General features: G+C 71.3%; 16 protein-coding genes. 3 read left to right on the forward strand and 13 right to left on the reverse strand.

Annotated features, from left to right (window positions below; all coding sequences use genetic code 11):
• Positions 1–32 precede the first annotated feature (32 nt).
• The 5 genes from LXT23_RS41315 to ruvB form a co-directional block, all read right to left on the reverse strand.
• Complete coding sequence (locus LXT23_RS41315) at positions 33–1,265, reverse strand: DUF4388 domain-containing protein (RefSeq protein WP_253985969.1); 1,233 nt, start codon at positions 1,263–1,265, stop codon at positions 33–35.
• 39 nt (positions 1,266–1,304) lie between these two features.
• Entirely contained in the window at positions 1,305–2,396 is a 1,092-nt protein-coding gene (locus LXT23_RS41320; RefSeq protein ID WP_253985970.1) for a thioredoxin domain-containing protein, read from the reverse strand.
• Between the two features lie 47 nt (positions 2,397–2,443).
• A complete protein-coding gene (gene lpxC / locus LXT23_RS41325; protein ID WP_253985994.1) occupies positions 2,444–3,388 on the reverse strand; it encodes a UDP-3-O-acyl-N-acetylglucosamine deacetylase in 945 nt (314 codons plus the stop codon).
• Positions 3,389–3,846: 458 nt separating this feature from the next.
• Positions 3,847–5,313: a hypothetical protein gene (locus LXT23_RS41330; RefSeq protein ID WP_253985971.1), complete on the reverse strand. Its 1,467-nt coding sequence runs from the start codon at positions 5,311–5,313 to the stop codon at positions 3,847–3,849.
• 19 nt (positions 5,314–5,332) lie between these two features.
• On the reverse strand, positions 5,333–6,364 hold the full coding sequence (ruvB, locus tag LXT23_RS41335; protein WP_253985972.1) for a Holliday junction branch migration DNA helicase RuvB: 1,032 nt from the start codon (positions 6,362–6,364) through the stop codon (positions 5,333–5,335).
• Positions 6,365–6,462: 98 nt separating this feature from the next.
• On the opposite strand from ruvB, the gene LXT23_RS41340 reads away from it, so the two are divergent.
• The gene (locus LXT23_RS41340; RefSeq protein WP_253985973.1) at positions 6,463–7,698 is read left to right on the forward strand and encodes a zinc-dependent alcohol dehydrogenase; all 1,236 of its coding nucleotides are present in this window, start codon (positions 6,463–6,465) and stop codon (positions 7,696–7,698) included.
• Between the two features lie 5 nt (positions 7,699–7,703).
• The gene (locus LXT23_RS41345; RefSeq protein WP_253985974.1) at positions 7,704–8,783 is read left to right on the forward strand and encodes an MBL fold metallo-hydrolase; all 1,080 of its coding nucleotides are present in this window, start codon (positions 7,704–7,706) and stop codon (positions 8,781–8,783) included.
• Positions 8,784–8,809: 26 nt separating this feature from the next.
• Here the strand turns inward: LXT23_RS41345 and LXT23_RS41350 are convergent, their stop codons facing one another.
• From LXT23_RS41350 to LXT23_RS41370, 5 genes are all read right to left on the reverse strand, one after another.
• On the reverse strand, positions 8,810–10,348 hold the full coding sequence (locus LXT23_RS41350) for an ELWxxDGT repeat protein (RefSeq protein WP_253985975.1): 1,539 nt from the start codon (positions 10,346–10,348) through the stop codon (positions 8,810–8,812).
• A gap of 245 nt (positions 10,349–10,593) precedes the next feature.
• Complete coding sequence (gene ruvA, locus LXT23_RS41355; protein ID WP_253985976.1) at positions 10,594–11,205, reverse strand: Holliday junction branch migration protein RuvA; 612 nt, start codon at positions 11,203–11,205, stop codon at positions 10,594–10,596.
• Entirely contained in the window at positions 11,202–11,777 is a 576-nt protein-coding gene (ruvC, locus tag LXT23_RS41360; protein ID WP_253985977.1) for a crossover junction endodeoxyribonuclease RuvC, read from the reverse strand. Before ruvC ends, ruvA begins: the two co-directional genes overlap by 4 nt.
• Positions 11,778–11,801: 24 nt before the next feature.
• Positions 11,802–12,551, reverse strand: a complete 750-nt coding sequence (locus tag LXT23_RS41365) for a YebC/PmpR family DNA-binding transcriptional regulator (RefSeq protein WP_253985978.1) — start codon at positions 12,549–12,551, stop codon at positions 11,802–11,804.
• 61 nt (positions 12,552–12,612) lie between these two features.
• Positions 12,613–13,848: a response regulator gene (locus tag LXT23_RS41370; protein ID WP_253985979.1), complete on the reverse strand. Its 1,236-nt coding sequence runs from the start codon at positions 13,846–13,848 to the stop codon at positions 12,613–12,615.
• Positions 13,849–13,953: 105 nt separating this feature from the next.
• Between LXT23_RS41370 and LXT23_RS41375 the strand changes: the two genes are divergently transcribed.
• Positions 13,954–14,661, forward strand: coding sequence for a hypothetical protein (locus tag LXT23_RS41375; protein ID WP_253985980.1), 708 nt, complete (start codon positions 13,954–13,956; stop codon positions 14,659–14,661).
• A 1-nt stretch (position 14,662) separates the two neighbouring features.
• On the opposite strand, the gene LXT23_RS41380 is transcribed toward LXT23_RS41375, so the two are convergent.
• Genes LXT23_RS41380 through LXT23_RS41390 form a run of 3 tightly spaced genes read right to left on the reverse strand, consistent with a single transcriptional unit; the run spans position 14,663 to position 17,515 of the window.
• On the reverse strand, positions 14,663–16,036 hold the full coding sequence (locus LXT23_RS41380; protein ID WP_253985981.1) for a sigma-54-dependent transcriptional regulator: 1,374 nt from the start codon (positions 16,034–16,036) through the stop codon (positions 14,663–14,665).
• A 12-nt stretch (positions 16,037–16,048) separates the two neighbouring features.
• Positions 16,049–16,321, reverse strand: coding sequence for a hypothetical protein (locus tag LXT23_RS41385; protein ID WP_253985982.1), 273 nt, complete (start codon positions 16,319–16,321; stop codon positions 16,049–16,051).
• A 15-nt stretch (positions 16,322–16,336) separates the two neighbouring features.
• The gene (locus tag LXT23_RS41390) at positions 16,337–17,515 is read right to left on the reverse strand and encodes a TetR/AcrR family transcriptional regulator (RefSeq protein WP_253985983.1); all 1,179 of its coding nucleotides are present in this window, start codon (positions 17,513–17,515) and stop codon (positions 16,337–16,339) included.
• Positions 17,516–17,644 lie beyond the last annotated feature (129 nt).

The following is a 17,644-nucleotide window of genomic DNA, read 5'->3' on the forward strand; positions in this document are numbered from 1 at the left end:
CCGTGGACGCGAACGTGGGCATGGGAAAATCCCTAGGCCAGTCCCCCCTGGAGTGTCCGGTAGGTGTTGGACAACCGCTCCGCCACCTCGGGAGGGAGCACGTTGCGCGCTGAAAAGAGCGCATAGGAGACGATGGCATCCAGCGCCTCCAACGTGAGGGCGCGTCCCACCGCCTCGTCCCCCTGGGACAGGTTGGCGCGCAGCCGCGCCACGTCCACCCGGCCGTCCGGGCCCAGGGCCACGCCGGCGTAGGCGTCCTCCAGGCCCGAGGGCGGCGCGTCCAGGAAGCCGCGCAGCAGGTCCACGTCCTTGCCCGCGTCCTGCAGCGCGCGGTGCACCAGGGACAGCAGCAGGTTGTAGCGTTCCTCGGCGGACAGCTGCTCCCAGGCCGTGCCCTCCACCGCGGGCCCGGGGGACGGGGGTGGCTCCGCGGGCCGCACCGCCACGTTGCCGCCGCGCACGGCCTCGTCCAGCCACGTGTAGAAGCCGTAGTGCCCGCCCTCGTAGGCCGCGCGCAGCTCGCCCAGCGTGCCGCCCGCGCCCCGCTTCGCGAAGAGGGGCGCGTCCCCGGGCAGCAGCCCCTTCGGCCCCGGCTCCACGCGCATGTCCACCGGGAAGCGGCGGCGCAGGCGCGTGACTTCCTCGGTCCGTTTGATTCCGGTGAGCACCAGGTCTCTCGTGCGCTCGGGCAGCTTCACCACGTCCGCCATGGGCGCGGGGCCCTCGACGAAGAGGAAGCTGCCCTCCACCAGCTCGAAGAGGCTGAGGACGATTTCCCGCACCACGAACGTCATGGCGCTGTAGAGGTGCGCCTCGGACACCAGGCCCTCGGACGTCAGCACCTGGCCGATGCGCCGCGACGGCGTCACCCGCGACAGCGCCTGCGTCAGCTGCACCTGCGTCAGCATGCCCAGGCGCACCAGCACCGCGCCCAGCCGCTCCCAGCGCTCGGTGGACGTGGCGAAGACGACCTGCCCGTCCCGGAAGGACACGGTGCGGCGCACGGAGCCGCCCTGCACGGCCAAAAGGCCGCTGCGGATGCCCGTCAGGACGTGGGCGAAGACCTCCTCCACGGACAGGGTGCCCAGGGTGCCGGCCATGAAGCCAGCGAAGCCGGACGGCTCCTGCAGGAGGACCATCCCCTCCGGCCCGTGGAACCAGGCCGAGAGGGGACGGGAGGGGGACAGGCCCGAGGTGAGCGGCAGCTCCAGCTCCAGGAGCGCCTTCTCACCCACGAGGGGCGTGGCTTTCGGTTTCGACGCCACGGCCCGTGCCCCCTTTGCTCCAGGCTCGACGACGCGCGACTACTTCGCCGTCTTGAGCTCCTCGTCGATGATGCTCTTGAACTCCTCGAACGGCTGCGCCCCGGACAGCAGGATGCCGTTGATGAAGAACGCCGGGGTGCCCGTCACGCCGGCCTTCTTGCCGTCCGCCAGGTCGGCCTGCACGACGGCCGCCTTCTCACCGGAGTCCAGGCACTTGTCGAACTTCGCCGAGTCCAGCTTCAGGTCGGCGGCGTGCTTCTTCAGGTCCGGCACGTCCAGCTTCTGCTGGTTGGCGAAGAGCGCGTCGTGCATCTCCCAGAACTTGCCCTGGTCACCGGCGCACAGCGCGGCCTCGGAGGCCTTGGGCGCCTTCTTGTGGAAGTCGAGCGGGAAGTGGCGGAACACCACGCGCACCTTGTCGCCGTACTCCTTCATCACCTGGTCCACGGCCGGGTTGGCGCGGCTGCAGAACGGGCACTCGAAGTCGCTGAACTCGACGATGGTGACGGGCGCGCCCTCCTTGCCCTTGGAGGCGCCGGTGGCGGCCACCTGCTTGCGCTCGGCCGGGGCGCGCGGGGGCTCGGGCAGGGTGACCTGCACGTTGGCCGTCTTGCGCAGCTCCGCGAACAGCGCCTGCGCGCGCTCCTGCTTCGGCTGCTGGGTGAGGAAGTCCACGATCTGCGGCTTCATCTGCTCGTAGGTGGAGCCGGGCGGCAGCTGGCCCTTGGCGCCGTCGAAGACCTCCTTGATGCGCTCCTCCGGGGGAGCCTGCACCTTGTCGTCGATCTCCGCCTTGAGGAACTGCTCCTGGGTGATGCCGCGCTTCTTGGCCTCGGCATCCACCAGCTTCTCCGTCACCATGCCGTCCAGGCCACGCTTGCGGAGCTGGTGCTTCTGCTTCTCCAGGTTGGCCAGCGGCTCCTGGATGCGCTCGTTGAGCTCCTTGTAGGTGATCTTCTGCCCGTCACCGAAGGTGGCGACGACGGTGTCAGGGGCGGGCTCACCAGCGGCGGCCTGCTGCGCGGTGGCGGCGGGCCCCTGAGTGGTGGCCGGCGCCTTCTCCTTGTTGCAGCCGGCGGTGAGGGAGGCCGCCAGGAGCGCGGCGAGGATGACGCGGGTGGGCTTGAGCATATGCCCGCGTCCTAGTCGAGACAGCCCTGACCTGCAAGGAAATGGCTTCAGGCGACGAGAGGCTCGAGCTCCAGCGCGCCCGCCAGGCCGGTGAAGCCCAGGTCCAGCCCCTCCAGCTCGCGGCGACGCGCGGGGACGATTTCGTAGCAGCTCGGATCCGCGAGCACCTTGCGCACCAGCTTGTGGTTGAGCGCATGCCCGGTCTTGTACGCCGTCAGATGCCCGATGACCGGGCGGCCGAACAGCGACACGTCGCCGATGGCGTCGAGGATCTTGTGCCGCACGAACTCGTCCGGGAAGCGCAGGCCGTCTGGGTTGAGGATGGAGACCTCGTCCACGACGATGGCGTTCTCCAGCGAGCCGCCGCGCGCCAGGCCCAGCTTCTTCAGCTTCTCCACGTCGCGCAGGAAGCCGAACGTGCGCGCGCGCGAAATCTGCCGCGAGAACTCACGGTCGCTGAAGTCCAAGTCGAACGACTGGCCCTGGATGACGGGATGCTCGAAGTCGATGGTGCAGCTGATGCGGAACTGCCGGGACGGCGTGAGCGAGGCCTGCTTGTCCCCGTCGATGACGGACACCGGCTTGCGGATGACGAGCAGCTCCTTGGGCGCGTCCAGCTCGCGCACGCCCGCGTCCTGGATGAGCGCCGCGAAGGGCGACGCGCTGCCATCCATGATGGGCACCTCCGGGCCGTCCAGCTCCACGCGCACGTTGTCGATGCCCAGGCCGGCCAGCGCCGACATCAGGTGCTCCACCGTGCCCACGCGCACGCCGTCGCGGCCCAGCGTGGTGGCCAGCGACGTGTCCACCACGTAGTCCGCCAGGGCGGGGATGCTCACCGGCCGCGGCAGGTCCGTGCGCACGAAGACGATGCCATGGCCCGCCGGTGCGGGACGCAGGGTGAGCGTCACCTTCGCGCCCGAGTGGAGGCCCACTCCCTGCAGGGTGGCAATCTTCGAAACGGTGCGCTGGTTGTAGGAGGACGGGGGCATGTAGGTGTCGCCTCGTGGCTGCTCGGTACCGCGGGACTTCCGCTCCGGGTCCATCCGGATGGACCAGGAATCGTTCATCAGTGATCTGACGCGACGCGCAGATTCAGCAAGTGACGTGCCATGACTTCGTGACATGCCTGCTTGCTGCCCAGGGGCTGACTTCCAAGTCAACCCCTTGAAATACCTCGGGATTCTGCCGCCTCGGGTGTGGGCCTCCGGTCCGGGCCGGTCCCCCACCCCTGTATGAAGGTTGCTGGTTCCCCCCGGAACCGTGACATCGGTGTCCGGGATTCGTCAGACGACCGTCGCGTCCCCCTCGCCCCGACATGCCCGGAAATCCGGACGTGTCACCCATGCAACACGGCGCGTCCATAGCGCATGGCTCGGGCCGAGGCAAACCACGGGCATGGCGGGGGGGCCCGCGCACGCACCGTGAGTCAGGGGAGCAACACCCGGCGTCAGCGGCCGGGGGCGGTCAGGAAGCGGTCCCGGAGGGCCTCCGCGTCCTGCCGGTCGAAGCCGCGGCCCTGGAGCAGGGTGCGGCGGCTGACGGCGTGGAAGGTGGACTCGAGCGTCTGGACGAAGCGGCGCAGGTCCTCGGCGAGGCGGGCGCGGATGCCGGGCCCTTCCGGGGGCCAGGGCAGCTCCACCAGCAGCGAGGTGAAGCGGTCGAAGGCGTCGTAGTCCGCGTAGCGCAGCAGCTGGTAGCCGCCGTCGTGGAAGTAGCCGAGGAAGGCCTTGAGGGCGTCCAGCGCGCGCTCGGCGGCGGGCACGTCCTCCGCGCGCAGGTGCGTCTCGGCGGAGCGGCACAGCTGGGCGTAGACCCACAAATCCTTGCGCAGCCGGAGCGCCGCGTCCTGCGGGCTCATCAGCTCGTCGAAGACGCCGTCGGCCAGGCCGCCATTGGGGGCCAGCGTCTCCAGCAGCACCACCACCTGCGTGCGCAGAAGCGACGTGAAGGCGGTGGCGGCGCGCGCGGGGGCCTCCGCGTCGCGGTCCAGGTTGACGAGCACCTCGCGCGCCACGCGCTCCGTCTCCCGGGCGATGTCACGCGCGGCGCGCAGCGTGGCGGCCTGGAGCGACTTGGAGGCCGCCCTGGGCGACAGCTCCGAGTGCATCCACGACGCGAGCGAGCCGGCCTCGCTGCGCACCAGCGCCAGCAGCACGCGCACGCGGCGGGAGTACGGCGGCTGCCCCTCCGCGTCCACGTAGGCCAGGTAGTGCAGCAGGCGGAACAGGCCGAGGAAGGCGGTGGAGAAGAGGGTCCGCTGGTCCTCCGGGAGCGTGGACAGCGTGTCCAGCAGGCGCACGGAGCGGAGCCGGTCGTACTCGACGCGGAACTCCAGCGGGCGGAAGGGGCGGAAGTAGCGGTTGAGGACGATTTCCCGCAGGGCCAGCTTGCCCACGTCCTGGAAGAGGCCGAGGTTGGCCACGGGCAGCTTGAGCAGGTGGTCCAGCAGGTTCTTCAGCGCGTCGAAGGCCTCGCGCAGCACGAAGAGGCTCTCGGGCGGCGTCTCCTGGTCCAGCTCCTCCTCGATGAGGGCGCGCCGGATGCGGTCGTCCGCCAGCTGCGTCTCCACGTACTTGCGGAAGACCATCTTCTGGTCGCTGTCCGGGTCCTGCAGGTGGCGCGCGACGCGGATGGCGCGCTCCATGGCGTCGCGGACGTCCGCGAGCTCCTCGTGGAAGTCGCGGGTGACGAGCGGCCGGCCCCCGGCATCCACCACGGTGTTGAGGTTGAGGTAGCGCTCCACCGCGCGCAGCAGCATCTCGAACTCGAAGAGCAGCTCCTCGCGGCCCTCCACGGGCACGCCGCGCAGCCAGCGCTCGCGCTCGGCGAGGAAGCCGGCGCGAGAGGTCTGCGACGCGCGCATCAGGTCCGCGTAGAAGTCACGGGGGGTGGCGGTAGAGGTGACCTGGCTCATGGCGCTGAGGAGCTTACGCTCAGAAGAGGCTGCCCTGGGGCGTCGGCGGTGGCTGCTTCTTGAAGTACTGGTAGGTCCGGTGGGTGGCCATGCGCCCCCGGGGCGTGCGCTGGAGGAAGCCCTCCTGCATGAGGAAGGGCTCGTACACGTCCTCGATGGTATCCCGCTGCTCGCCCACGCTGGCGGCGATGGTCTCCACCCCCACCGGGCCCCCGCCGAACTTCTCGAGGATGGTGAGGAGGATCTTCCGGTCCATCGCGTCCAGGCCGCTGGCGTCCACGCCCAGCCGGTCCAGCGACGACTTCGCCAGCTCCAGCGTTATCTTCCCATCGCCCTCCACCTCCGCGAAGTCGCGCAGGCGGCGCAGCAGCCGGTTGGTGATGCGGGGCGTCCCGCGCGAGCGGCTGGCCACTTCCTTCGCGGCGTCCTTGTCCGTGGGGATGCCGAGGATGCGGGCCGAGCGGTGGAGGATGAGCTCCAGCGCCTTGGCGTCGTAGTACTCCAGGCGCTCTTGAATCTGGAACCGGTCGCGCAGCGGCGAGGTGAGCAGGCCGGTGCGCGTGGTGGCGCCGATGAGCGTGAAGGGCGGCAGATCAATCTTCATCGCCCGGGCGGCGGGCCCGGTGTCGATGGTGATGTCCAGCCGGAAGTCCTCCATGGCCGGGTAGAGGTACTCCTCCACGGCGGCATTGAGGCGGTGGATTTCGTCGATGAAGAGCACGTCGCGGGCGTCGAGGTTGGTGAGCAGGCCCGCCAGGTCGCCCTTGCGCTCCAGGGCGGGGCCGCTCGTGACGTGGATGCCCACGCCCAGCTCGTTCGCGATGATGTGCGCCAGCGACGTCTTGCCGAGGCCCGGGGGGCCGGAGAAGAGGCAGTGGTCCAGCGCGTCCCCACGGCTGCGGGCCGCCTGCACGTAGACCTTGAGCTTCTCGACGACGGGCCCCTGGCCCACGTACTCGTCGAACGAGCGTGGACGCAGGGAGGCCTCGAGCCGGACGTCCTCGGGCTGGACCTCTTCCGAGAGGGTGTCGGACTTCCTCGCCATGACCATTCCGACCCTATACAGGAAGGCCGCGCGTGTCGCCGCACATCTGGCGGGGCTAGACTCGGACGGCCAGCCGGCCGAGCGGCCAGGGAGCGCCCAATCCCATGAAGGGACTCGTCTTCGACCTCTCCATCCCCAAGTACGTCGTGGCCCGGGGGCTGGGAGGGCTGTACCCGAAGCTGCACTATGGGACTGGGAGCTGCCTCTCCCTGCGTGAGCTTCCGCGCCCCGCCCTGCCCGGCCCGGACTGGGTGCGGCTCAAGCCCCTCCTTACCGGGCTGTGCGGCTCGGACATGGCGACGCTCTTCTTCAAGGCCAGCCCGCAGCTGGAGCCCTTCAACAGCTTCCCCGCGGTGCTGGGCCACGAAATCCTCGCCGAGGTGACGGAATTGGGGCCCCAGGCACGCGGCGTCGAGGTGGGCCAGCGCGTCGCGGTGGACCCGCTGCTGCCCTGCCGCCTGCGCGGCATCCAGCCGCCGTGCAAGCCGTGCGCGTCCGGCCAGGAGAACGGCTGCGAGCACACGGCGGAGGGCTGCCTGGCGGCCGGACAGATGCTCGGCTACCAGCGGGAGCTGCCGGGCGGAATGGGCACGGAGCTGGTGGCCCACCCGTCCCAGCTCCACCCGGTGCCGGGGGGCGTGTCGGACAAGGCGGGCGTGCTGGTGGAGCCGCTGGCGGTGAGCCTCCATGCGGTGCTGAAGGCGGCGCCCCGGGACGACGACAAGGTGCTCGTCATCGGCGGGGGGCCGGTGGCCTTCGCCGCGCTGTGGGCGCTTCGGGCGCTGGGGCACCGCTGCCACGTGACGCTGCTGGCGACGGAGGACTACCAGCTGGAGCTGGGCAGGCGGATGGGCGCGGACGAGGCCTTCCGCGTGAAGGGCGACCTGGCCGAGGCGGAGGAGGTCGCGCGGCGCACGGGGGCGAAGGTGTACCGCCCGGTGATAGGCCCTCCGGCGCTGTCGGGCGGCTTCGAGGTGACCATCGACTGCATCGGCAGCGCGGCCTCGGTGCAGGACTCGCTGCGCTACACGCGCGCGCTGGGGAAGGTGGTGCTGGTGGGGGCCGCGGGCGTGCTGGAGCGGGTGGACTGGACGACGGTGTGGCGCAACGAGCTGACCCTGCTCGGCTCCTACGTGTACGGCCTGGAGGGCTTCCGGGGCGAGCGCCGGCACACCTTCGACCTGGTGCTGGAGCTGCTCGCCCGGAAGGAAGGCCCCGACTGTTCCGTTCTCGTCACGCACACCTTTCCGCTGGCTCGCTACCAGGAGGCGATTGAGGCCAATCTGGCGCGCGCGCGCTTCAAGTCCGTCAAGACGGTTTTCGACCTGACCCGGTGGTGACTCCCATGCACACGACCCCTGCGTTCCGCCCCCTTCCCTCCCTCGCTGGTGCCCGTGCCGAGTCCGTGCCCGGCGTGAAGCTCCAGAAGCTGCGCCGCGCCGCACTGGATGCGCGCGAGGCCTTCGTCAAGGAAGGCCCCGTGTCCGCGGTGGCCACGTGCGACCTCATCACCTTCCCGTACCCCGCGCAGTTCGCCTTCAGCGGCGCGGCGCTGTCACCGGCCCCCTACGTGATGATGACGAACCGCATGCAGGTGGTGCAGTTCGTGGACCGTGAGGGCGAGCGCCGCACGCTGCTGTTCAACCCGTCGGACTACGAGAAGGGCCATGCGGCGCCCTTCTACCGCGCGCTGCGCGAGCGCTACGGCGCCTTCGTCTCCGACAAGGTGATGTCCACGCGCCACGGCGCGGTGCAGACACACCTGTCCTCGCTGGGGCTGACGCCCGCGGACGTGGACTACATCGCCTTCGACCACCTGCACATCCAGGACCTGCGCGGCTGGCTGGGCGGTGACGGCATGCAGGCGTACTTCCCCCGGGCGCGGCTGCTGGTGCAGCGCGCGGAGTGGGAGATGGTGAAGGACCTGCACCCCATGCAGACGGTGTGGTTCGTGCCGGGCGGCGCGGAGGTGCCCGCCGAGCGCGTGGTGCTGCTGGACGGCGACGTGTGGCTGGGCCAGGGCGCGGCGCTCTTGAGCACGCCGGGCCACACGCAGGGGAACATGTCGCTGGCGGTGGCCACGGCGCGCGAGGTGTTCGTCATCAGCGAGAATGGCGTGGCCACGGAGAGCTACACGCCGCTGCAGTCCGCCATCCCCGGCGTGCGCCGCTTCGCCGAGCACATGGGCTGGGAAGTGGTGCTCAACGGCAACACGCGCGAGGACTCGCTGGACCAGTACACGTCCATGGTGGTGGAGAAGCTGTTCGCCGGCACGTCCGCGGTGGAGGGCGCGTTCGTCAACTTCCATCCGTCCTCGCAGCTCACGTCCCACCTGATGGCCCCGGCGCTGGCGCCCACCATCGTCCTGCCCGCGCCCAACTTCGGCGACGTGCGCCCCACTCCGGCGGCGCGGCGCGCGGCGTAAGGCCCCGCGCCGTTGCGCCAGGGGACTCAGCAGTCGTCGCCGCCGCAGCGCCGGGCCGGACGGAACGGCACCGCATACAGCTCCTCGCCGCCGCTGCCCTCGGTGGCGAGGAAGAAGACGTCCCAGCCCGACAGGACGAAGGAGCTGGGGTTCGAGGAGGCCGCGCCCGGCGCGATGTCCATCAGCGACTTCGTGTCCCAGGGCTTGCCGTTGCTGTACCAGACCTCTCGGCCGTGGCCCGTGGTGTGCGCGGAGAAGAACAGCCAGCCCTTCTCTCCGGCGAGGAACTTCGGCTCGCTCTCCCCGGGGCCCGGCTCCACGTCCTTCAGCAGCCAGGTGCCCTGCGACTTGCCGTTGCTGCGCCAGGGCTCGCGGCCGTGCTGCCCGTCATCCGCCGAGAAGAAGAGGAGCTTGTCCACCGCCACCAGCCAGGGGGAGTCGTAGATGGAGAACGCGCCCTCCGGCCCCGGGCGGATGTCCTGGACCAGCTCGGTGCCACGCGCCGTCCCGTCGCTCGTCCACAGCTCGGCGCCGTGCAGCGGATCTCCGACCTGTCCCAGCAGCCCCTCGCCACCCGCCACGAAGTACACCGAGTCTCCCAGCGCCGTGAGCGCCGTCGGGTACTGCCCCGGGAAGTGCTTCAGGAACTCCGCCGTGCCCGGCCTGTTCCGCGTCACCCAGAGGTCCGCCTCGTCCGTCAGTGCGTCCACCGCGAAGAACAGCTGCCGGCCCGCCGGCTTCACCTCCACGAACACGCCCTGGTCGAGCGTGAAGAGCGGACTCACCCGCCCCTTCCGGTCCACCGCCCAGAGCACCCCCTCTTCGAGGCCGTTGTACGTCACCAGGGCCAGCGTGTCCTCCCACGCCGTCAGGCGCTCCAGCGTGAAGGAGTCCTCCCCCGGCGCGAAGTCGCGCACCAGCACCGTGCCCCGCTCCGTGCCGTCGGTGCGCCACAGCTCGCGGCCGTGCGCGCCGTCATCCGCGGTGAAGTAGAGCAGGCTGCCCACCACGGTGAGCTGATCCGGCACCGAGCCCACCGGCCCGGGCCGGACGTCCTTCACCCGGAACGTGCCCTTCGCCGTGCCGTCCGTACGCCACAGCTCCGCCCCGGCGTCCTTGTCAGTCGCCGAGAAGAACACCCACGGGCCCATCGCCGTCAGCGACTGGGGCCCCGAGTTCAGCTTGCCCGGGTTGATGTCCTTCACCAGCACCGTGCGCAGGCCCTCGCCCGTGCTGGCCCACAGCTCCCGGCCATGCACCCCATCGTCCGCGCTGAAGAGCAGCAGCCCGTTGCCATGCACCAGGGACTGCGGCGCCGAGCCCTGCGCCCCGGGACGGATGTCCTTCACCCGCCGCGCGAAGTCGTCGCAGACCTCCCACACATTGGCCAGCAGCCCCGCCACCGCCACCGTCAGCCCCGCGGCTGTCGTCGTCTCACCTGTCGCCTCGCCCTCCAGGGCCGCCTCCACCCCCTCCGCCTCGCCTCCCTCCGGTACCGGCCCGCACCCCACCACGAGCCCGGACAGCACGGACACCAGCACCGGAACGCCACGCCATGACTTCATGTGAGCAGCCCCTTGTCCTCGGCGGCGCACTGGGCTCCACCGCCGGAGCTGGAAAGTGTCACTCGTGACGTACACGTCCACTCAGACCAAGGTAGGAAAGCGCTTAGCATGTCCGCCATCTCGCGAGGCTCGACGACCTGTGCCGACAGGCAGACACCGGCGCAGTCGGGCCCCTGACCCATTCGAGTTTCAAGAAGAGAGAAGTCCGCGGCCGCGCGTCACGGTTCGTCACACGCGGCCGTCGGCTAGCTGCCACCAGAGCGCAGGGCCTTGAGGGACTCGCGGAACAGGGCCTGGAAGGAGGCCTCCGCGCCCAGCCGGCTGCTGGCGAGCTCCGCGGCCTTCTCCGCCTGGGGTTGCTTGTAACCCAGGTTGAGCAGCGCGGAGACGAGGTCGGACTGGGTGCCGCCCATGGGCGCGGGCGCGGTCCCTCGCGACACCGCCTCCAGGTGAATCGTCTTCACCTTGTCCTTGAGCTCCAGCACCAGCCGCTCGGCGGTCTTCTTGCCCACGCCGTGAATCTTGGACAGCCGCGCCACCTCGCCGCGCGACAGCGCCGCCACCAGCTCCGGCACCTCCATGCCGGACAGCACGGTGAGCGCCAGCCGCGGGCCCACGCGCGTCACCGCCGTCAGCAGCTGGAAGACCTCCTCCTCGCCCTTGGACAGGAAGCCGAACAGCTCGAAGGCGTCCTCGCGCACCACCGTGCGGATGCGCACGTCCACCGGCTGGCCCTCCGCCGGCAGCTTCCCCAGCGCCAGGGTGGAGAAATTCACCCGGTAGCCCACGCCGCCCACGTCGATGGTGGCGTCCTCGAGGTCCTTCTCCAGCACCGTGCCGCGCAGCCGCGAAATCATCCCGCCTCCGGTCTGCGGTACGCGGGCGCCAGCCGGTCCGCCAGCAGCGCCGCCGCGCCCTTGCGCTTCTTGCCCGCCGTGGCCGACATGGGTACCGCGGCCCGGCCATGGTTGAGGTGGCACAGCGCCACCGCCAATGCATCACTCGCGTCCGCGCGCTCCAGGGTGGACGGGTCCAAGTCGAGGAACGTCCTCACCATCCGCGCCACCGCGTCCTTCCCATCCGCGCCGCCGGCGCCCACCGACTTCTTCACCTTCGCGGGCGGGTACTCGAACACCTCCAGCCCCGCCTGTGCGGCGGCCAGCAGCGCCACGCCCCTCGCATGCCCCAGCACCAGGGCGCTGCGCGCGTTGCGGAAGGTGAACACGCCCTCCACCGCGACGGCGTCCGGCTTGTAGCGCACCAGCGCCTCCACCAGCGAGGCGTGCAGGTCCCTGAGGCGCGCGGCCAGCGGCGCCGACTCGGGCACCTTGATGACGCCGTGGCCCACATGCACCAGCCGGCCCCGCTTCTCCTCCACCACCCCATAGCCCATGAACCGGCTGCCTGGGTCCACCCCGAGCACGCGCACGCCTGACTCCATTTCGCTGCGTCGCTACCGCGACAGGGACTCCATCACCGACTCATCCATCTCGAAGTTCGCATGCACGTTCTGCACGTCGTCATTCTCGTCGAGCGCGTCCATCAGCTTGAGCAGCCGGGGCGCGGTGTCGCCCTCCACCCGAACGGTGTTCTGCGGCAGGTGCGTCCACTTCTGCTCGCCCAGCTTCAGGCCCGCGGTCTCCAGGCGGGTGGCCACCGTGTGCAGGTCCGCCGGCGCGGTGCGCACCTCGAAGCCCTCGTCACCCAGGTTGATGACGTCCTCGGCCCCCGCCTCGATGGCCTGCTCCATCACCTGGTCCTCGGTGGGGCCGGGCTTCACGGTGATGGCGCCCTTCTTCTGGAACATCCAGGCCACCGCGCCCTCGGCGCCCAGGTTGCCGCCGTACGCGCCGAAGGTGGAGCGCACGTCCGCGGCGGTGCGGTTGCGGTTGTCGGTGAGGCACTCCACCAGCATGGCGACGCCACCGGGGCCGTAGCCCTCGTACGTCACCTCCTCGTAGGCCTCGCCCTCCAGCTCCCCGGTGCCCTTCTTGATGGCACGCTCAATCGTGTCCTTGGGGATGTTCGCCTCGCGGGCCAGCGCCAGCGCCACGCGCAGGCGGGCGTTGCCGGCGGGGTCTCCACCGCCCAGGCGCGAGGCGACGGTGATCTCCTTGATGACCTTCGAGTACAGCTTGCCCTTGGTCGCGCCCATGGCTGCCTTCTGGCGCTTGATCTTCGACCACCGATTGTGACCGGACATGGGAGAGGCCTCTGGCGGGCCTTGTCGCCTACGCCGGGCCGCCGAGTCAAACCCTTCACACTCAGGCGTCTTCGCGGTACCCGGAGGGCTCCTGGGCGTCCGGTGCACCCGGGGTGCGCGCGGACTGCTTGGGGAAGGTCAGGATGACCGGGGGCTGCGAGCCCCCCACCAGCGTGAGGGTCTCCGGCGACTCCGAGTCGGGCTCGGCTTCAGGCTCTGACGCGGGCTCCGGAACCAGGGTCGGCTCGAAGAAGCCGGGGACGGACGCACCGCAGCGGGCCCGCTCCAGCTCCTCCACCAGGCAGGCGGGCACCAGCACGCCGAGCGCGAACAGCCGCGTCGACGCCTCGTACGTCACCGCCTCCGGGTAGAGGCACTCCAGCAGCACCGAGCGCAGCGTGCGGCGGCCGTCGAACAGGCGCACCACCTCGCCCACGTCCTCGGGCAGCGTGGCCAGCACTTCGGCCAGCCGCGCGAAGTCCACCGTCAGCCGCGACGCCAGCGGCAGGCCCCGGGCGCGCAGCGCGTCGAAGCGCTCCAGCCCCGGCAGCACCGTCTCGCAGAGGTACGCGCGGTCCATGGTGAACGAGCCCTTGAGCAGCTCCGGGCCCAGCACCACTGCGTACGCGCCCGTGCCGAAGCACAGCATGCGGCGGAAGGGCAGGCTGCCCCGCTCGCCGTGGAAGACGGCGTCCACCACCAGCCCGTGGCGGAAGGAGAACCAGCCCTCGCCCTCGGCGAGCACCACCCGGCCGGAGCGCACGCCCGACAGGAGCGCCCGCGCCACGTGCGTCAGCGGCAGCCGCGCCGTGTGCGACTCGAAGGCGGCATCGCTGGTGCGCCGCCCCGCCTTGAGCCGCGCCAGCGCCACCACGTCCGCCACCGTCACCGGATGGGGCAGGTAGTCGTCGGCGCCCACCCCTCCCGCGAGGTCTCTGTGGAAGTCCTCCTGCCGTCGCGCCAGCAGCAGCACCGGCAGGTGCGCCGTGCGTGGCTCCGCGCGCACCTGGCCGCAGAGGCTGAAGCCGTCACCGTCCGGCAGCTCCACCTCGGAGATGACCATGTGCGGCGGCGCGCCGTCCGTCGCCAGCGCCTCCAGCGCCGCGGCGACGCTGCCCACCATCAGCACCTCGAAGCCCGCCTCCACCAGCCCCGCCGCCAGCACCGCCTGCGCGCCCGCGTCGGAGTCCACCAGCAGCACCCTCGCCCGGCCCCGTGACACGCGGCGGCGCGGGGCCGCCTCCACCGAGGCGTCCGGTTCGCTGTGCGTGTAAGGTTGTGGGAGTGCGGCAGCCATGGATTCCTAATTCTTCCAGCCAAGCCTGACAGATGCGCAACCTGCACACAAGTCCCTGGAATCGTTGGGTTTCCGGCATCGACTCCCCGAGGTAGGGTGCGCGCCATGACGCGCCCTGCCCTGTCCTGCTCGCTCGTGTTCACGCTGCTGCTGGTGTCATTCGAGTCCGCCGCCCAGGAGTCCGTGCCCCCGGTGCCCGTGCGTGAGGAGCAGCCCGTCACGGCGGCGGCCGAGGATCAGGACCGGCTGGGCGCGGTGGTGGCGCCGGTGACGCTGCCGGACGGCGCCACGGCGCTGTACGGCTACGTCGGGGCGCCGGAGCTGGGCGTGGGCTTCCGCCAGGGCATCGCCGGGTTCGAGCTGGAGGCGCGGGGCCGGCTGCAGTGGTTCCAGCTGTCCGCGGCGCTGGAGCTGGCGGCGCGCGTCAAGGTGTACGAGAGCGGGCCGCTGGCGCTGGCGCCGACGCTGGGCGCGGGCGTGGTGCTCAACTCCGGGGCCACGTACATGGACGACGACAACTTCTCCGGCGTGCTGCTGCGCGTCTCGCCGGGGCTCGTCGTGGGCTACCGGCTGGCGGACACGGTGTCGCTGGTGGGGCTGGTGGACCTGCCCATCGACTTCGGCCTGACGCGTGACAAGGCGCGGCGCTTCCAGGCGCTCGGCGGCGGCGGCGTGGAGGTGTACCTGGGCTCCAACCTGTCGGTGCTGGCCGCGGGCCAGGCGGGCCTCGAGACGTTCCGCGAGCGCGTGGGCGCGGGCGAGACGCGCTTCGGCTGGGCCGCGCGCCTGGGCCTGGGCGCCCGGCTGTTCTGACTCACGTCAGCCCGAAGCGCTCCAGCTTCTTGAGCAGGCCCTGGCGCGACAGCCCGAGCGCCTCCGCCGTGTGCGTGCGGTTGCCGCCGCAGCGCTTCAGCGCCTCCTCGATTTCGCGCCGCTCCAGCGCCTCCACCTTCTGCGCCAGCGTGGTGGCGCCGGGGGCGCTCGCGCGGGGCCGCTCGCTGCCGGTGAAGGACAGGTCCTCGGGCTGGATTTCGCGGCGCTCTCCGGCCAGCACGGTGGCTCGCTGCATCTCGTGCCGCAGCTCGCGCAGGTTGCCGGGCCATGCATGGGCCGCCAGCGCCTCCGCCGCCGCGTCCGACAGCAGCCGCGCGCGGCCATCCGGGCACAGGTGGGCGCACTGGTTGAGGAAGTGCTTCGCCAGCAGCGGCAGGTCCGAGGTGCGCTCGCGCAGGGGCGGCAGCCGTATCTCCACGCCCTTCACGCGCCAGTAGAGGTCCTCGCGGAAGGTGCCCTCCTGCTGCATGCGGCCCAGGTCCTGGTGCGTGGCGGAGATGAGCCGCACGTCCACGTGCACGGGCAGGTCCGCGCCCACCGGGAGGATGTCGCCCGTCTCCAGCGCGCGCAGCACCTTCACCTGGAGCGACGGCGTCATGTCCCCCAGCTCGTCCAGGAACAGCGTGCCCCCGTCCGCCTCCGCGAAGAGGCCCCGGTGGTCCTTCGTCGCGCCCGTGAAGCTGCCCTTCACGTGGCCGAACAGGGCGCTCTCCAGCAGCGACTCCGGCAGGGCGCCGCAGTTGATGGGGACGAAGGGCCCCGCATGGCGGCGGCTCTTGAGGTGGACGCTGCGCGCGAGCAGCTCCTTGCCCGTGCCGTTCTCCCCGGTGACGAGCACTGGCAAGTCGCTGGGAGCCACGCGCTCGGCCAGGGTGACGGCCGCGAAGAACGGCGGGCTCTGCCCCACCATCGCCGTGTCGCCACCCGCGCGCGCCAGCGACGTGCGCAGCGACTCCACCTGCCGCTCCAGCGTCACGCGCGCCAGGGCCCGCTGCACCACCACCAGCAGCACGTCCGGGTCCACCGGCTTGGTGAGGAAGTCGTACGCGCCCAGCCGCACCGCCTCCAGCGAGTGGCGCGTGTCGAGCGCTCCGGAGATGACGATGACCTTGGTGCCGGGCCGCGCGCTCAAGAGCGCCCCCAGCCCCTCCAGGCCGGCGGATACACTGCCGTCGGGGGGCAGCATCAGGTCCAGCAGCACCAGCGGGAAGGCACGGGCCTCGAAGGCGGCACGGGCGGACGGACGGTCCGCGGCCTCCACCACCTCGTAGCCCGCCTCGCGCAGCAGGCCGCCGTACACCTTCCGGAAGGCGGCATCGTCATCCACGAGCAGCAGCGCGTGCGGGGCGGGCATGGGGCTCCTGGCTCAGTCCGGCAGCGGGGCCTGGCGCGGGGTGCCCATCAGCTCCAGGGCGCGCAGGGCGACCTTGTGGAGCGTCTGGGCACAGGGCTCGCAGCCCCCGCCACAGCAGCGCGGCCAGCGCCCCTCCGGGTTGCGCAGCAGCGGGCGCACGATGGACTGGTAGTAGCTGGGGAAGCCCAGCTCCTCGCTGGCGCGGACCAGCGCGGTGTCGAGAGATGAGGGCTCGGAGACGTCGGACACGCCCGCTTCATAACAGCGGACGGGCCCGGCGCGCATCCGGGCGCGGAGGACTCATTCATGACGCGGAAGCGCCCTGCGGCAGCCGGGAGGCTCCGAGCGCTCCCGGAGCCAGGGCATGCAGGAACGTGGCGAGCGCCATGGCCTCCAGCGCGTTGCTTGCCACGTCGCCCGGCAGGGGCCTCCCGGGTGCGGTGTCCTCATCCCGGCAGGGCCGCATCGAAGAACGCGACAGGGGCTGGCGTGCATCGTGCGCGCACCTCCTGGGGCATCGTGAGCTGCTGCCATGGCCTCTCCAGCCATCATGGCTTCGGACCGCGCCGCTCCTGCCCCCGCGGGTGAAGCACTCAACGCGTGCAGCCCTCGGTCTTCGGGCGCGGCAGTTGCCGGAGTACTGCCCTCCTCCATGGCGTGGGGACGCTTCGTTTCCACGGGCATAGCGCCTGGCGGATGCGCCGCCGCGCCCTCATCCATTGCCGCCGCCGCTTCAGCTTCGGGCGCCTCACCCGAGGCCTGCTGGCCGTCTGGAGCCGGACGCGCCGCCGCGCCATCGGCCATTGCCTCCGCCGCGCCACTGCCGGGCGCCTCGTCCCGGGCCTTCTCGCCGTCTGAAGGCGGCATGCCTCCGGGCCCACTGGGCGCCGACTTCTCCCTGGGGCCCAGCGCCCGCCAGAGCGCCTCTGCTGACGCGAGCACGTCCTCCTCCGTGACTGCACCTTCCCACCTCGCCGCCACCCGCCCCAGCTCCGCCAGCGCGCCCCACACCAGGCACGTCCTCGCCATCGCGGACCCCGGCTCCAGCACTCCGTCGCGCTCTGCCTGGCGGATGACCTCGCGGACCAGGTCTCGCACCCGCCAGCCTCGCTCGTCGTCAGGCCCGTCCTCTGGGTGGGCGTGCAGGAAGACGAAGCTGAAGACGCCGGGCATCCGCAACACATAGGTGGCCAGCAGCCTCCAGAGGGCGAAGAAGCCCTCGCGAAAGCCCGCGCCCTCGTCCGTGCTGGCCATCTGGAACTCGTAGCGCGCGTACCGGTACAGCTCGTCCTCGGAGAAGTCGCGAATGGCCAGCGCATGGCCGCGCTTGCTGCCGTAGCGCCGGTACAGCGAGCCCACCGACATGCGCATCACCCGCGCCAGCTCCGCGGCCGAAGTGTTCTCGTAGCCGCGCTGCGCCATCACCGCCGCCGCCTCCTCCATCCGCGTGGCCACGAACTGCTGGTACAGCTCCATCATCCGCCCACCCCCTGCCGGACCGACCCGCCCGCGGAAGGAACGTTCCTTCCGCCAGCACCTTCCTACCGGGTGGGGCTGACATGCCGACGGCGGACGACCGGGCAGGTCCGCTGAGGCCCACGGCCCGCG

The organism is Pyxidicoccus xibeiensis (assembly GCF_024198175.1).
In the GTDB taxonomy this organism is placed as follows: Bacteria; Myxococcota; Myxococcia; order Myxococcales; family Myxococcaceae; genus Myxococcus; species Myxococcus xibeiensis.